The organism is Actinoplanes sp. NPDC089786 (genome assembly GCF_040684855.1).
Taxonomy (GTDB): Bacteria; Actinomycetota; Actinomycetes; order Mycobacteriales; family Micromonosporaceae; genus Actinoplanes.
Genome location: NZ_JBFBGU010000002.1, coordinates 493641 through 507494 on the forward strand (window position 1 = coordinate 493641; position 13854 = coordinate 507494).

Consider the following 13854-nt stretch of genomic DNA (forward strand, 5'->3'; position numbering starts at 1 on the left):
CCTCGGCCTCCCGTTACCGGCTCCGGAGCACTACCCTCCGTCCGATGGAGCAGGCCAGGCACCGGCGGGACGGGGAGTCCCTGCGTGCCGGCGATCCGTCCGACATCGGCCCATATGCCCTGGTCGGCCGGCTGGGCTCGGGCGGGATGGGCGTGGTCTACCTGGCCCGTGACCCGGCCGGGCAGCTCGTCGCGGTCAAGGTGGTGCACGCCGAGCTGGCCGGGGACGACGAGTTCCGCCGCCGGTTCCGCACCGAGGTCGAGCGGGCCCGGCAGGTGCCGCCGTTCTGCACCGCGGCGGTGCTCGACGCCGACCCCGACGCCGCCCGGCCCTACCTGGTCGTCGAGTACGTGGACGGGCCGTCGCTGTACGACGTGGTCCGCGAGCGGGGCCCGCTGACCGGCTCGCACGTGCACTCGGTGGCGATCGGCGTGGCCACCGCCCTGGTCGCCATCCACGACGCCGGCATCATCCACCGCGACCTCAAGCCGCAGAACGTGCTCCTGGCCCCGGGCAGCCCCAAGGTGATCGACTTCGGCATCGCTCGGGCGCTCGAGGCGACCACCGAGCACACCCGCAGCGGGCAGATGGTCGGCACGGTGTCGTACATGTCGCCGGAGCGCTTCGACGGGCGTGGCCGGGCGCTGACCCCGGCCGCCGACATCTTCGCCTGGGGCTGCGTGGTGACGTTCGCGGCCACCGGGCACGGCCCGTTCGACGCCGACTCGCCGGCCGCGACGGCGGCCCGGATCATGTCCCAGCCACCCGACCTGCGCGGCCTGGACGACCGGTTGCGCCTGCTGGTGGAGGCCGCGCTGCAGCCCGACCCGGCGCTGCGGCCGACCGCTCGCGATCTGATCGACCAGCTCATCGGCTCGGGGCCGCAGCTGAGCGACTCGCTGCGCGGCGCGGTCACCGAGGTGGTTCAGAAGCCCCGGCGTTCCCGCCGCCGGTGGCTGGTCGCCGCCCTCGCCGCCGTCATCCTGCTGCTGGGCGCCGCCGGACTGGTCGCCCAGCGAAAGCTCGCCGCGCAACCCGGGCCGCCGCCGTTCGGCCTGCCCGCGGGCCGGCCGTTCATCACCGACACGCTGACCGTGGCCGGGCAGTGGAACGGCACCTTCATCGTCGGCGAGGAGCAGTCGAACTGCGACGTGACCCAGGGTGCGCTCCGGGTGCACCGGGTCAGCCCCGGCTTCTACACCTGCGCCGGCCCCGAGAAGGAGCTGTCCGGCGACCACGCCATCGCGGTCACCGGGCGGATCGAGGAGCCCGGCAGCTGCCTGGGCGTCTGGCTGTACTGGAAGGCCGAGCGCAGCTATCAGATCACCGCGTGTGAAGACGCGTTCCGGCTGGCCGTCGACCGGGACGGCGAGATCGCCTACGTCGCCCGTGAGGTGCCGCTGACCGGCGCCGGGCAGTTGAAGGTGGGGCAGCCGGTGCGGTTGCAGGTGGTGGTGCGGGGCGGGGTGGTCCGGTTCGGGCACGACGGCGTGCAGGTGGGCGAGGCGGCGCTGCCGGAGACCGACATCGACCGCGGACGCCCGATGATCGGCCTGGTCAGCGCGCCCGGCAACGAGACCCCGCCGTACGGCGCCTCGTTCAACGACGTCGAGGTCCGAATCACTTAAGTCGGGGCCGCCCTGGGCGATACGTAGGACCATGAATGGGCCGACCGGGTTGCTGGAGCGCGCGGAGCAGGCCCGGCTGGCCGGTGACTACCGGGACGGCTGTGCCCTGGCCCGGCAGGCGGCGGAACTGGCCGCCGCGACCGGCGACGACGCGTCGCAGGCCCGGGCGCTGCGCTCCCAGGCCACCCAGCTGCTGCGGCTCGGCGGCCAGGAGGAGTCGGTCACCGCCTGCCGGGACGCCGTGGCGCTGCTGGAGACGCTGGGCGACGACGCGGCGATCTGCGACGTGCTGACCGTCGAAGCCATGGCGCTCAACGAGCTCGGCCTGCACGAGGAGGCCCTGGCCGCGCTGACCCGGGGCCGGGACATCGCGCACCGGCTCGGCGATCAGGACCTGCTCTACTGGGTGCACAACCGGACCGGCGTGGTGCACAGCAGCATGGGCGATTACGCGCTGAGCACCACGTACCTGCTGAACGCCCTGCGGATGGTCGCCGGCATGGACGCCGAGGCCCAGTTCTGTGTGCTCAACAACCTCGCCGACAACGCCGTCCACCAGGTCGCCCGGCAACGCGCCGCGGGCGACCCGGCCGGCGCCGAGGACACCCTGCGCGCCGCCCTCGGGCACGTCGGCGAGGCGCTGGAGCTGGCCCGTACGGCCGGCAACCCGTTCCGGGTCGCGATCAGCCTGGACAACTTCGGCATGCTGCGGGCGCTGGACGGCGACTTCCCGGCCGCGACCCGGATGATCGCCGAGGCCCGGCGGATCGCGGTCGCGCACGGCTACGACTCGATCGAGCTGGGCACCCTGCAGCACGCGGCCCGCGTGCAGCTCCTGCGCGGCGCCGGCCCCGAGGCCATCGACCTGTTCCAGCAGTCCCTCGCCCAGGCGGTCGCCACCGGCGAGACCCCGATGGCGATGATCATTCATCAGGACCTGTCCGAGACGTACGAGAGCATCGGCGAGTACGCGGCGGCGCTCAAGCACTACCGGCTCTTCCACGACCTGGAGCGGACCGCGCACAGCGACGCCGCCGCCGTCCGCGCCCGCATGGCGGTGCACCAGTTCGAGCTGGACAACGCCCGCCTCGAGGCCGAGCTGGCCCGGATCCGCAGCGCCGAACTGGAGCTGGCCACCCTGAGCTGGCAGCGCCAGGCCGGCGAGGACGTGCTGACCGGCCTGCCCAACCGCCGCCACGCCGAGCAGCGCCTGCCCGAGATGGCCGCGGCCGGCCCGCTGTGGCTGGCGTTCGCCGACATCGACCACTTCAAGACCGTCAACGACCGGTACGGCCACCACAGCGGCGACGCGGTCCTCAGCCGCATCGCCGGCGAACTGCTGGCCGGCGCGCAGGACACCGACCTGGTGGCCCGGATGGGCGGCGAGGAGTTCCTGATCGCCCTCCCGTCCGCCCACGCCGCCGACGCCGAGGCGCGCTGCGAGATGCTGCGTACCCGCATCGCGGCCCTGACCTGGCCCGACCTCGACCCGGCCCTGACCATCACGCTGAGCATCGGGCTGGCCGAGGTCGCCCCCACCGGCGACCTGACCGAGGCCAACCTCCGCGCCGACCGCAACCTCTACCGAGCCAAACGAGCCGGCCGCAACCGCGTGGCCAGCTAGTACGGCAGCCGCCGTTCGTGATCATCGCCGAGTCGTTCCGTCGCGGCGGCCGACGCCACCGTCGTCTACTGGGGCTTCACCGATGTCGGCGGAGGTGTTGTCAGACTTTGGAAGCACGGGCGCAGTAGGTCGATGATCTGCTCGGGGGAGGCGTCGGCGAGGTGCGTGAGGCGTAGCAGGTATCGCTCGGCGATCACGCCGTGGATGATCGCACTGAGCAGGCTCGCGCGCAGGTCGGCGTCGGACGTGGGTATCGCCTCGGTGAGCTGGTTGAGCTGGGCCTCTCCGGCGGCCCGGTATCGATCAGCGGCGTCGGCATTGGTGAGCATCGAGCGCAGCACAGCCAGGGAGGCCACCGGCTCGCCGGTCAGGCGCCGGCCCAGCGACGTGAGCAGCGCCTCGGCCACCTCGCCCGAGGTCCCGCCGGGCAGTTCATCGGCGGGCACCTCGACGGCTCGGGCGAAGAGCAGGTCTTTGCTGCCGAAGTAGTGCATGACCAGTCCGGCGTCGACGGAGGCCGCAGCCGCTATGGCCCGGATGGTGGTTCGGTCGTAGCCGAGTTCGGCAAAGAGGTGACGGGCCGCGGCGAGGATGCGCTCCTCGCTCTGTCGACGTTGCTCCGCCCTGGTAGGCCGGGGGCTCGATTCAGTCACGGGTTCATTCTACGGCTGTTGACCGGCGCGCTTATTCGTTCTACGCTCGTTCAATCAACAGGCGTTCAACGAAGGGGGTGGTGGCCGTGGCTGCCACATCACGCGAAGTCGTCGAGCAGCTCCTGCGCGCGAGCCGCGAGCAGGACACTGAAGCGTTCGTCAACTTGTTCGCGGCGGACGGCTATGTCGAGTGGCCGTACCGACCCGAAGGTATCCCGGACCGCGTGGAGGGCCGCGATCAGATCCACGAGTTCCTGACCGCGCAAGCCAACGGCCTCGTCAAGTTCGACGAGTACCGCAACACGGTGATTCACGAGACCGCGGACCCCGAGGTGGTGATCGTCGAGTACGAGGCTCACGGCACCGTGATCCCCACGGGCGCGCCTTTGCACCAGACGATCATTGCCGTTTTGCGGATGAGGGACGGCCTGGTCGTCTCGTACCGCGACTACCTCAACCCTCTGGTACTGGCCGAAACCCTGGCCGCCGCCGGCAACGTTTAGCCTCCCGACGACACGTTCACGACCGGGGCCTACTGCGCGCGCTCATTTTCAGCCCGCCATCGGCGGGCATCGACGGTGATTGCGGCGACCATGGCGCTCTTGCCGTCGGTGTAAGCATTGCGATCGTGAGCGTGCTGGATGGCGAGCTGTCGTTTCAACGCTTCGTACTGATGAGCGGCCGCAGGATGGGTTCGAAAGTAGTCGCGGAACGCGAGCACGTCGGTGAATCGCTGAGAGCTGGTCCGGACCAGATGCAGATGGTGAGTGCGGTGAGCGGGGTCCGGCTTGCAGAACCAGTGCATGACGTCCTGCCGGTGAGGGGCATAGCAGTAGTGATGCTCGGCCAGCAGCTCGATGCAGGGCCTTGACGAACCGAGGTCGGCCACGCCAACCATTATGTCGATGATCGGTTTCGCGGGCAGCCCAGGGACGGCCGTGCTCCCGACATGGTGGATCCCACCGACGACATGAGGCCCCAGCACCCCCTCGAGAACCTTCGCCTCCAACTCGAACTGACCTGGCCACGCCGGGTTGTAGGCATGAAGGTGGATTCGTTCATCGCTGACCCGGGACGCGGCAGCATTGTCGTCCGTCATCGCCCTGCCCTGCCGCACCCAGCGCGGTCGCCGCCGAGTTGGGACTCGGGCGCTGACCGCATGCGGCCACGCCAGGTCGGCCGGGGCGGGCGCCGGGAAGGATGAGCCGGGTGCGAATGCGACGGTTGATGCTGCTGACGGTCCTGGTGACGACCGGCTGCGCCGCGGGCGGCGGCGGGCCGGCGGGCAGCCCCTCACCCGTCGCGCCGGCGTCACCGGTTGCTTCTTCTCGTGCGGTCGATGCCGCGGGACCGACCTGCCGCGAGGCGAAGAAGATCGTGGACGACGGTTCCAAGGTGACGATCGAGCGGCTGTACGAGGTGGGCGACCGGGGCGCGCGGTCGGCGGACAACGACATCAGGTTCAAGGCGCAGTTGCTGTCCAACTTCGCGGTGGCGGCGGCCACCCGGATCCAGGCCGGCGGCGACCCGGCGAAGGAGGCCGGGATGGTGAGCGAAGCCCTGGCCGACCTGGTGGACACGTGCAAGGCGGCTCACTACATCTGACAGCGCGGCTAGGCGCGGGTCCGGACGGTGAAGTGGCCGAGGGCGAGAGAACCCGGGTCCAGCCGTACGCCGAACGCCGGCGACCAGGTGCTCAGCGTCGCGTCGTCGACCGCCGCGCTCACCGGAGCGTCGTGGATCTGGGTCCACCTGCCGTCGTGCTCGGCCCACGTGCTGAGCCGGCCCCAGCGCAGCAGGACCGCGATCCGGTCGCCGGGCTCCCAGCGGTATGCCGCACAGCACCCGCCGGTCGCCTCGGGCCGGCCCGCGCCGCCGCGTTGCACGTCGGCGCCGGAGCTGCCGTGGAAGTTGTTGTACCAGGCCAGCGCGTTGTCGCCGTGGCCGGCCGAGGCGCCGAGGAACAGGCTGTCCTCGGGTGACGCCCCGGAGAACCGCTCGGGGGTGAGGATCAGCGCGGTTCCCTCCGGTTTCACGGCGGTCGGCGCCGCGAGGACCGCGAAGGCCCGGCCGGTGGCCGTGGCGGTCAACGCGCCATCGGAGACAGCCAGCGCGGGGGACGGCTCGTTCACCGGATGGTCGACGCGGTAGACCGGGAGGCGGTCGGTGGTGAAGTCGTCGTCCCACGCGACCGCCGGGTAGTCGGCCGGGTCGAACTGGTACGCCGTCGACGTGACCGCCGTACTGACCCGGCCCAGCGCCCCGCCGGACCGGGCCAGGGCGCGCACCGGAAGGCGGTCGGTCAGGCGGGCGTCGGCGGGGACGGTCACCTTCCAGGTGGTGGTGAGCGTGTCCCCGGCGGGCAGCAGCGGCGTGGTCGCGGCGGTCACCGGTGACGCCGTCCAGCCACGGGGGACGGCGAGTTCCACCCGGACATCGGGAGTGGCCGCGGTCGCGGTGACCCGGCTCTTGACGCGGAAGGTCGCGCCGGCGTCGACCGCCACCGACGGCGGCATCGTGACCTGGAGGCGGTTGTCGGGGCGGCGCCAGGACTGGAGCGCGGTGATGCCGACCGCTCCCCCGCCGGCGCGGGCGGCGACCACGCGCAGCCGGTCGGTGCGGATCGGCGGGTCGACGACGACGCGGTTGATCGTGCGGGCGGCCGGGGTGGCCGGGTCGCGGCGCTGCCCGGGCACGTCCCGCCAGGTCTCGCCGGAGAGGTACTGCACCGCGAAGGTGTCCGGGGTCCGCACGCCGCCACCGTCGTCGTAGAAGTCGACCCGCACGTCGGAGACCACCGACGAGGCGCCCAGGTCGACCTCGAGCCAGTCGCCGTGGTTCGGCGACTGCCAGGTGGTCCAGCGGGTGGTCGGGGTGTCCAGGTGGAAGTTCTGGCCGTCGATGGCGTTGGCGGCCGAGTCGCCCGCCCAGGTGTAGGAGGCCCGCGCGGCCGGGTAGCCGGCCTCGCTCGGGTTGGCGGCGTCGTCGACGAGCGCCGGCAGCTTCTGCGGCACCGGCCCGCCGACCTTCACCCGCACGTCGCCGGGCGCGGCCTGCGATGACGAGAGCACGCCGTCGACGTACACCCGGAAGCCGGCGCCCTGCCCGTACGCCGAACCGGTCCGGTCCCACAGCACGGTCAGGTTGTGGCCGTGGTAGGGCACGTTCTCGACGGCGTAGTGGTCCCACGACGCCGGGGCGAGCGGGGCGACGCGCACGCTGTTGTCGGCCTGCGGCCGGATCCCGAAGAGCCCGTTCAGCACGATGTCGGTGAACGTGGAGTGGTTGTAGTCCTCGCTGTGGCCGCGGCCGTCGTAGATCCAGCGGTCCTCGTCCGGGTGGTGCGCCTCGGCCACGTAGGGCCGGCCGTTCTTGCGCTGCGTCAGCGCGTACCCCCGCAGGAGGGTGGTGAAGTCGTCGCGGTCCACATAGGGCTGGGCCGGGTAGTCGAGGAGCTGGTTGCTCAGGGCGGTCAGCGTCTGGCTCGTCGCGTACGGCCAGCTCGGCCCGTCCCACCGGCAGCAGCCGTCGAGCGCCTCGTGCATGAACCACGGGCTGCGCCGCTCGGTGGTGGCCGGGCCGTACGTGGCGGCGAAGCCCCGCGGGTCGGTCAGCTGGGCCCAGGCCTTGGCGTCGGCGGCCGGTGGCATGTGGAAGTACCACGGCACGTAGCCCATCAGCTCACGGTCGCCGATCGGCGTGGTCGCGTCGCGCTGCACGTGCTTGTAGAAGTCGCCGTCCCAGAGCTGTTGCTCCATGTTCCGGCTGAGCGCCGCCGCTTCCCGTTCGTACTTCGCGGCGTCGGGCGAACCGGCCCGGCGCAGCAGCAGCGCCAACGCGCGGGCGTCGCCGTACTGATAGGCGTTGAGCGTGGGCCGGAAGCCGTCGCCGCCGTGGTAGGGATCGGCGGTCTGGTAGGAGCCGGCGGTGAACTCCATCGCGTCCCACACCGGCGTCTGCCAGTAGAGCCCGCGGGCGGCGTCGAAGTTGCTCTTCTTCCAGCCCTCGTACTGCTTGCGCAGCTGCGGCAGCCGGTCCTGGAGGAACCGGAAGTCACCGGTGACCTCGGCCCGCGCCACCGCCGCGTCGACCGCCCAGAACGAGTACTGGTGGGCCCAGTCGGTGGTGTTCTTGTTCAGGCCCTCGGTGGCCGGCTTGGCCTCCGAACCCGAGCCGCTGAGCCAGTAGTCGAGGTAGTCGTCCAGGTACCGCCGGTCGCGCAGCCACCGTCCCTCGTAGACGTGGTGGCCGGCGGCCGCGTTGATGCCGCCGAACGGCGCCGAGTAGCCGACCGGCCCGAGGAACTCGGTGACGATCCAGCCGTCCTTCGGCCCGGTGAACTTGAGCGCCTCCTTGAAGGTGCGCCACCGGTAGTAGTAGGTGTCGCGCACGTCCCGGTCCGGGATGTCGACGAACGGGATGTTCGCCTCGTACCAGGCCGGCTCGGGCACGTCGCCGAGGAGCGCCCGGTGGTCCAGGAAGGCGGTCCCGTCAGCGGTCGAGGGATACAAGGGCAAGATCTCAGCCGAGTACGCCGGGACGGCCGCGAGGGACACCGCCAGCGTGGTCACGGCGGCAGCCGCACTCAATCGCACGAACCAGCTCACGTTTCCCCCACCAGCCGAACGCGGACGAACATCTACGTCCACGAATGGAAACAGGCCCGAACAGGAAACGTCAAGGAAACAACGTCGTCAGCCGGCGAAGATGTGCAGGTCGCTCCGGCCGGTGGCGGTGCCCGCCTTCTGGATCACGACCAGGTCCTGCTTCTTGTCGGCGTTCCAGTCGGTCACCGCGATCGCGTGGCGGTCGTCGGTGGTGACGCGGGCCGTGATCGCCGGAACGACGTCGCTGCGGAAGCCCTTGGCGCCGTCGAGCACCCGCACCACGGTCTTGTTGCCGGCGGCGCCGGACTTCTGGGTCAGCACCAGGTCGAGCTGCCCGTCGCCGTTCCAGTCCATCGGCGTGAAGGAGTGCCGGGCGTCGGTCGCGGCCATCGGGGTGACGTCCTGCCGGAGGAACTGCTGGAGGCCCGAGGCGCCGTCGAGCACCCGGACCTCGGTGCGGGCGCTGGGCGTGCCGCACTGCTGGATGACGGTCAGGTCGGGTCGCTTGTCGGCGTTCCAGTCGGCGACCGAGAACACGTGGCAGGCGTCGGTCGGGCCGAGCGCGGTGACCACCGCCGGGAGCCAGCGCTGCAGGAACGAGGCGCCGTCGAGCACCCGGACCTCGGTCTTGCCGCTGGCCGTGCCGGACCGCTGGATGACCACGAGGTCGGCGCGGCCGTCGGCGTTCCAGTCGGCCATCGCGAACGCGTGGCGGTCGTCGGTCGCGTCCATCGGCACGGTGGTGCGGAGCAGCGGGTCACGGAACTGGCGGGCACCGTTGACGACCTGCACCTCGACCCGGCCGGTGAGCGTGCCGGAGCGCTGGAGCACGACGAGGTCCTGGTGGCCGTCGCCGTTCCAGTCGGCCAGCATCAGCTGGTGCCGGTCGTCGAAGGCTTCGGGCAGCCCGGGGGCGGCCTCGAGCAGGGTCTTGCTGTACGGCCCGCTCGGCGTACGCGGCGCGGTGGTCGTCGTGGCGGGCGTCCGCGGGCTGTTCAGCAGCTGCGCGACGATCAGGGCGGCGTCGCCGACCTCGGGCTCGTACGCGGTCGGGAAGCTCGACGCCTGCACCCGCTGGCTGATCCGGCCGATCTCACCGCTCATCCACCGGTTGCCCGGGTGGGTCCGCAGCATCTTGTCGAGGAACTTGCGGGTGGCGTAGGCCGGGTCGAGCAGCTGGCTCGGGCGCCCCCAGCCCATGGACGGACGCTGCTGGAACAGGCCCAGGCTGTCGTGGTCGACCGCGAGCGAGTAGTTGCGCAGGCTGCTCTCGGTGATCGCGGTCGTCACGGCGATCACCGCGGCCCGGGCCGGCAGCTTGCGCCCGAGCACGTGGCCGACGATGGCCCGGGCGCACGAGATGCTGTAACCGGACACCGAGCGGCCGAGCCGGCGGCCGGTCATCAGCGGCCGGATCTTGGTCGCGACGGCGGTGTCGGCCCTCGTCACTCCCCCGGCCGCGCAGGGCACGGACGGGATGGCCTTCTTCGGGTCGGCCTGGGCCGGAGAGCCCAGGCCGAGCGAACCCACCGCGATGACCGCCGCGATGAGACCGACCGAGGCGCGCGAGACCTTCAAGACAACTTCCCCCGTGAATGCCGTTCGATGGGACGAACCCTATCCGAGCGGTGGTGCCCGAATCCACGGCGGAAACTGTCAATCTCCTGGCTTCTTGAACTCCTTGCTCTCGGTGCCCTTCAGATAGTCGGCCAGCGTGTTGTAGACGATCGGGTTGATGATGTCGTGACGCATCTTGTCGGTGTGGTTGGCCCAGTCCGGGTTGACCAGGTAGCCGGCCACGACCAGGCTCTGCGAGCCCACCACCAGCGACGCGGTGCGGCCGCTGTCGGTGGTGCCGGACTTGCCGAAGATCGGGTGGTCGATCACCCGGCGGGCGTTCGGCTCGGTGGCGCCGCCGCAGTTGCCGAGCTGGGCGCGGTCGCCGACCGGGCAGCGGGCCGCGTCGAGCGCCTTACGGGCCACGTCGGCCGAGGTGGCCCGGGTGCAGGACGGCTGACCGGTCTTGACCTTGGACTTGTCGGCCGCGTAGATCTGCTTGATCGGGGTCGGCGAGCAGTACATGCCGTCACCGGCCAGCGTGGCGTACGCGTTCGCGATGTCCAGCGGCGTCGACGCGGTCACGCCCAGCGTGAAGGCGCCGAAGTCGTGGGCCGCCTCCTTGGTCTCGAGCAGCTTCCGGTCGCTGGCCGAGCGGTAGACCATGCCGAACCGCTTCGAGACGTCCACCACCTTCTCGGCGCCGACCTGCTCCTGCAGCGGCACGAAGTAGGTGTTGACCGACTTGCCGAAGCCGGTCCACATGTTGAACGTGCCCTGCTCGCTCTTCGACGCGTTCGACACGCAGTACACCGAGGTGCCCGGGCAGGCCGCCGGCGAGCTGGGGGAGACCGGGTACCGCGTCCGGTAGGTCGACCCGGAGGTGATCGAGTAGTCCAGGCCCTTGCCGTCCTCGAGGGCGGCGACCATGGTGAACATCTTGAACACCGAGCCCGCCTGGTAGCCGTCGAGGCCGCCACCGCCGGTGATGATCGGGTTGGTGGTGTTCGGGTACGTCGCCTTGGCGCCGGCCCGCCGCGACTCCGGGTTCGAGCTCTTCGGGTTGGCCCCGTCGTCCAGCTTGAACTTGCGGTTGGCGGCCAGCGACTTGATGTGTCCGGTGCCCGGCTCGATCCCGGCGATCAGGGCGGCGTTCTTGTCGTTGTCCTGCGTCTTCTTCAGGATCTCCTTGCGGGCCGACTCCTGCGCCTTGACGTCGAGCGACGTGACGATCGTGTAGCCACCGGTCTTGAGCAGGCGCTCCCGCTCGTACGCGTTGGCGCCGAAGTCCTTCTGACCCAGCCACCAGCGGTAGAAGTAGTCGCAGAAGAAGCCCCAGCTGTTGGTACGGACCTCGGTGCAGCCGTTGCCCGGGTGGTTGGCCGTGCGAACCAGCTTCACCTTCTTGGCCGCGTCGGCCTGGGCCTGGGTGATCTGCTGGAGCGAGAGCATGTTGTCGATGATGTAGTTGCGGCGGTCGAGCGCCTGCGGGTAGCCGGACTTGGTGGTCGGGTCGAACGCGGTCGGAGCCTTGACCATGCCGGCGAGCAGGGCGGCCTCGGCGATCGTCAGGTCCTTGGGCGACTTCTTGAAGTAGACCTGGCTGCCGGCGTAGATGCCGTACGCGCCGTTGCCGAACGGCGCCAGGTTGAGGTAGCGCTCGAGGATCTGCTTCTTGTCGAGGTCCTTCTCGATCTGCAGCGCGTTCTTCATCTCGGCGACCTTGCGCTCCGGCGTGTCCTTGGTCGCGTCGATCGCCTCCTGCGGCGTCCGGGCGCCGTACGCCTGAGCCATCCGCACGTACTGCATGGTCAGCGTCGATGCGCCCTGCTGCGAGCCGCCGTTCTGGTTGTTCACGAACGCCCGGGCGATGCCCTTCGCGTCGACGCCGTTGTGGGTGTAGAAGTTGTGATCCTCGGCGGCCACGATCGCGTTCTGCATGTTCATCGAGATCTGGCTGATCGGCACGTCGCTGCGGAACTCGTCGTAGACGGTCGCGATCAGCGAGCGGCCGTCCGCGGCGTACACCCGGGTGACCTGTGGCGCGGTCTGGTCGACGATCGCTTTCGGCAGCGCGGCGAACTCCGCGGCGCCCTCCTTGGCGGCCAGCCCCGAGAGGGCGGCGGCGGGGAACGAGGCGGCGGAGACCACGATGCCGGTCAGAAGACCACAGAGCGCCAGCGCTCCGGCCTTGGTGATGAACGATCGGGCTTTCGGCCGGTTACCGCTGGACACAAGGCCCCTTTCGCACAGGTTGCTTCACGACGCACCGGGCCACTACCCAGGGCGCGCGCGTTTGAATCGCCGGACAGGAAAGGATACGTCGCTTTCCCGGGAGCACCCTGAGCGCCACCGGGACATCGATCCTCAGTACAGTCTCCCGGCCATCCATCCACGGGGAGATGTAGCGAAGATCATCGTTCGCGCCCTCGGCGCGGCATTCATGTCGGTCGCGTTACTGGCGGTCCCCGCGGCCGCTCAGGCCGCCGACGCCGAGTTCCACGTCACCGCTCTGGTCGAGCGCGACGACGCCGGCAAGCCCGTCCCGCACGAGATCCGACCGGGCGAGTCCGCCCCGGTCACGCTGGGTGTCGGCAACCGCAACGACACCGAGTTCGCCGGTGGCGTGCTGGTCAACATCCGCGTCCTGAACGACCTCAACCTGCCGCGCGAGTTCACCAACTGTTACTACTACAAGGACAGCAATCTCGACGGCGCGTGGTGCCAGATCGACCAGACCCTGGAGCCCGGCGGCCGCTACCAGCTCGCCCGCTTCCAGGTCGCCCTCGAGGCGAAGCAGACCGAGAAGCCCGGCGCCATCATCTTCCGCTGGTACCCGAAGTCCTACGGCGAGGGGCAGGGTGGCATCCACGGCCTGGCGCTGCGGGACGGTGACAAGCAGCGGCCCCCGGCGCCCGGGGCGGACGGCGTCCTGCTGCTGGAGTCGCGTGACCTGCCCGTCCCGGCCGACCCGAACCCGCTCGGCTTCGCCTATGTGAAGGTGATCACGCCGTCCACACCGCCGACCGAGCCCATCCTCGCCCTCCGAGCCGACCACCCCGGCGACGTCGGCCTCCGCCAGCGTCCCGCCCGCGGCCGGCGCCGGTGCGGGTACCGGCGATGACGGCGGTCTCCCGCTGACCGGTACGAACACCGCCACGATCCTCGGAGTCGGCGCCCTTCTCCTGCTGGCCGGCGCAGTCGTGGCCGTGGTGGCCCGGCGGCGGCGGACCCGGTTCACCGCCTGAGCGTCAGATGCCCGGGGTGACCGCCTCGGTGGGGTCGCCCGCCGCGATGGGCTGGAAGGTGAGCGTGCTGTCCTTGGCCTGCGTCGTCACGGTCACCTGCCAGCGCTTCCCGGTCAGGGCCAGCGTGCCGCCGGTGTCCGAGCCCACGGTGTAGCCGGCCGCCGGGCCCTTGGCGCGGTAGTGGGCCAGGACCGCGGCCGGCCTCGGTGCGGCGAGGATCACGGTGGTGCTCTCACCGGTGACGATGCTGTCGGTGACCTTGCTGCCGGGCGGCAGGTCAAGGCCGGGCGCGATGCCCCCGATCGTCCTGCCGCCGGCCTTCACCTCGTGGCCGCCCGGCGCCGGCGTGCCGGTGGGCGGGGCGAACGGGGCGCCGGAGGCCGCGGGGGCCGGGGCCGATCCGGTGGGCGCCGGCGCCGCCGAGATGGCCGGGGAGACGGTCGCGCGGGCGCCCGGCGGCGTCGGGGACGACGAGCACGCGCTGAGACCCAGCACGGCCACGGTCAGGAGAAGGGGCGCTCGCACCGCCACATCATG

Annotated in this window: 12 protein-coding genes; 6 read left to right on the forward strand and 6 right to left on the reverse strand. The window is 71.0% G+C overall.

Annotated features, from left to right (window positions below):
- Window positions 1-44 precede the first annotated feature (44 nt).
- Complete coding sequence (locus AB0O15_RS13065) at window positions 45-1628, forward strand: serine/threonine-protein kinase (protein ID WP_364317885.1); 1584 nt, start codon at window positions 45-47, stop codon at window positions 1626-1628.
- 31 nt (window positions 1629-1659) lie between these two features.
- On the forward strand, window positions 1660-3252 hold the full coding sequence (locus AB0O15_RS13070) for a GGDEF domain-containing protein (protein WP_364317887.1): 1593 nt from the start codon (window positions 1660-1662) through the stop codon (window positions 3250-3252).
- A gap of 65 nt (window positions 3253-3317) precedes the next feature.
- Here the strand turns inward: AB0O15_RS13070 and AB0O15_RS13075 are convergent, their stop codons facing one another.
- Window positions 3318-3905, reverse strand: a complete 588-nt coding sequence (locus AB0O15_RS13075) for a TetR family transcriptional regulator (protein WP_364317888.1) — start codon at window positions 3903-3905, stop codon at window positions 3318-3320.
- An 80-nt stretch (window positions 3906-3985) separates the two neighbouring features.
- Here AB0O15_RS13075 and AB0O15_RS13080 point away from each other — a divergent pair, with 80 nt between their 5' ends.
- Window positions 3986-4408, forward strand: coding sequence for a nuclear transport factor 2 family protein (locus tag AB0O15_RS13080; protein ID WP_364317889.1), 423 nt, complete (start codon window positions 3986-3988; stop codon window positions 4406-4408).
- A gap of 29 nt (window positions 4409-4437) precedes the next feature.
- On the opposite strand, the gene AB0O15_RS13085 is transcribed toward AB0O15_RS13080, so the two are convergent.
- Window positions 4438-5004, reverse strand: a complete 567-nt coding sequence (locus AB0O15_RS13085; protein ID WP_364317890.1) for a GrpB family protein — start codon at window positions 5002-5004, stop codon at window positions 4438-4440.
- Between the two features lie 110 nt (window positions 5005-5114).
- Here AB0O15_RS13085 and AB0O15_RS13090 point away from each other — a divergent pair, with 110 nt between their 5' ends.
- A complete protein-coding gene (locus AB0O15_RS13090) occupies window positions 5115-5510 on the forward strand; it encodes a hypothetical protein (protein ID WP_364317892.1) in 396 nt (131 codons plus the stop codon).
- Window positions 5511-5518: 8 nt separating this feature from the next.
- Here the strand turns inward: AB0O15_RS13090 and AB0O15_RS13095 are convergent, their stop codons facing one another.
- From AB0O15_RS13095 to AB0O15_RS13105, 3 genes are all read right to left on the reverse strand, one after another.
- Complete coding sequence (locus AB0O15_RS13095; RefSeq protein WP_364317894.1) at window positions 5519-8476, reverse strand: discoidin domain-containing protein; 2958 nt, start codon at window positions 8474-8476, stop codon at window positions 5519-5521.
- A 123-nt stretch (window positions 8477-8599) separates the two neighbouring features.
- Window positions 8600-10090: a VCBS repeat-containing protein gene (locus tag AB0O15_RS13100; protein WP_364317896.1), complete on the reverse strand. Its 1491-nt coding sequence runs from the start codon at window positions 10088-10090 to the stop codon at window positions 8600-8602.
- A 78-nt stretch (window positions 10091-10168) separates the two neighbouring features.
- Window positions 10169-12304 carry a transglycosylase domain-containing protein gene (locus AB0O15_RS13105; protein ID WP_364317898.1) on the reverse strand — a complete coding sequence of 712 codons (2136 nt, stop codon included), beginning with the start codon at window positions 12302-12304 and terminating at the stop codon, window positions 10169-10171.
- Window positions 12305-12512: 208 nt separating this feature from the next.
- On the opposite strand from AB0O15_RS13105, the gene AB0O15_RS13110 reads away from it, so the two are divergent.
- On the forward strand, window positions 12513-13193 hold the full coding sequence (locus AB0O15_RS13110) for a hypothetical protein (protein WP_364317900.1): 681 nt from the start codon (window positions 12513-12515) through the stop codon (window positions 13191-13193).
- A gap of 13 nt (window positions 13194-13206) precedes the next feature.
- A complete protein-coding gene (locus AB0O15_RS13115; RefSeq protein ID WP_364318142.1) occupies window positions 13207-13317 on the forward strand; it encodes an LPXTG cell wall anchor domain-containing protein in 111 nt (36 codons plus the stop codon).
- 3 nt (window positions 13318-13320) lie between these two features.
- Here the strand turns inward: AB0O15_RS13115 and AB0O15_RS13120 are convergent, their stop codons facing one another.
- Window positions 13321-13842 carry a hypothetical protein gene (locus tag AB0O15_RS13120; protein ID WP_364317901.1) on the reverse strand — a complete coding sequence of 174 codons (522 nt, stop codon included), beginning with the start codon at window positions 13840-13842 and terminating at the stop codon, window positions 13321-13323.
- Window positions 13843-13854: the final 12 nt, after the last annotated feature.

Bases quoted from the DNA above. Each gene is read 5' to 3' on its own strand.
- AB0O15_RS13065 (WP_364317885.1), top strand. From the start codon at position 45: ATGGAGCAGGCCAGGCACCGGCGGGACGGGGAGTCCCTGCGTGCCGGC.
- AB0O15_RS13070 (WP_364317887.1), top strand. From the start codon at position 1,660: ATGAATGGGCCGACCGGGTTGCTGGAGCGCGCGGAGCAGGCCCGGCTG.
- AB0O15_RS13085 (WP_364317890.1), bottom strand. From the start codon at position 5,004: ATGACGGACGACAATGCTGCCGCGTCCCGGGTCAGCGATGAACGAATC.
- AB0O15_RS13110 (WP_364317900.1), top strand. From the start codon at position 12,513: ATGTCGGTCGCGTTACTGGCGGTCCCCGCGGCCGCTCAGGCCGCCGAC.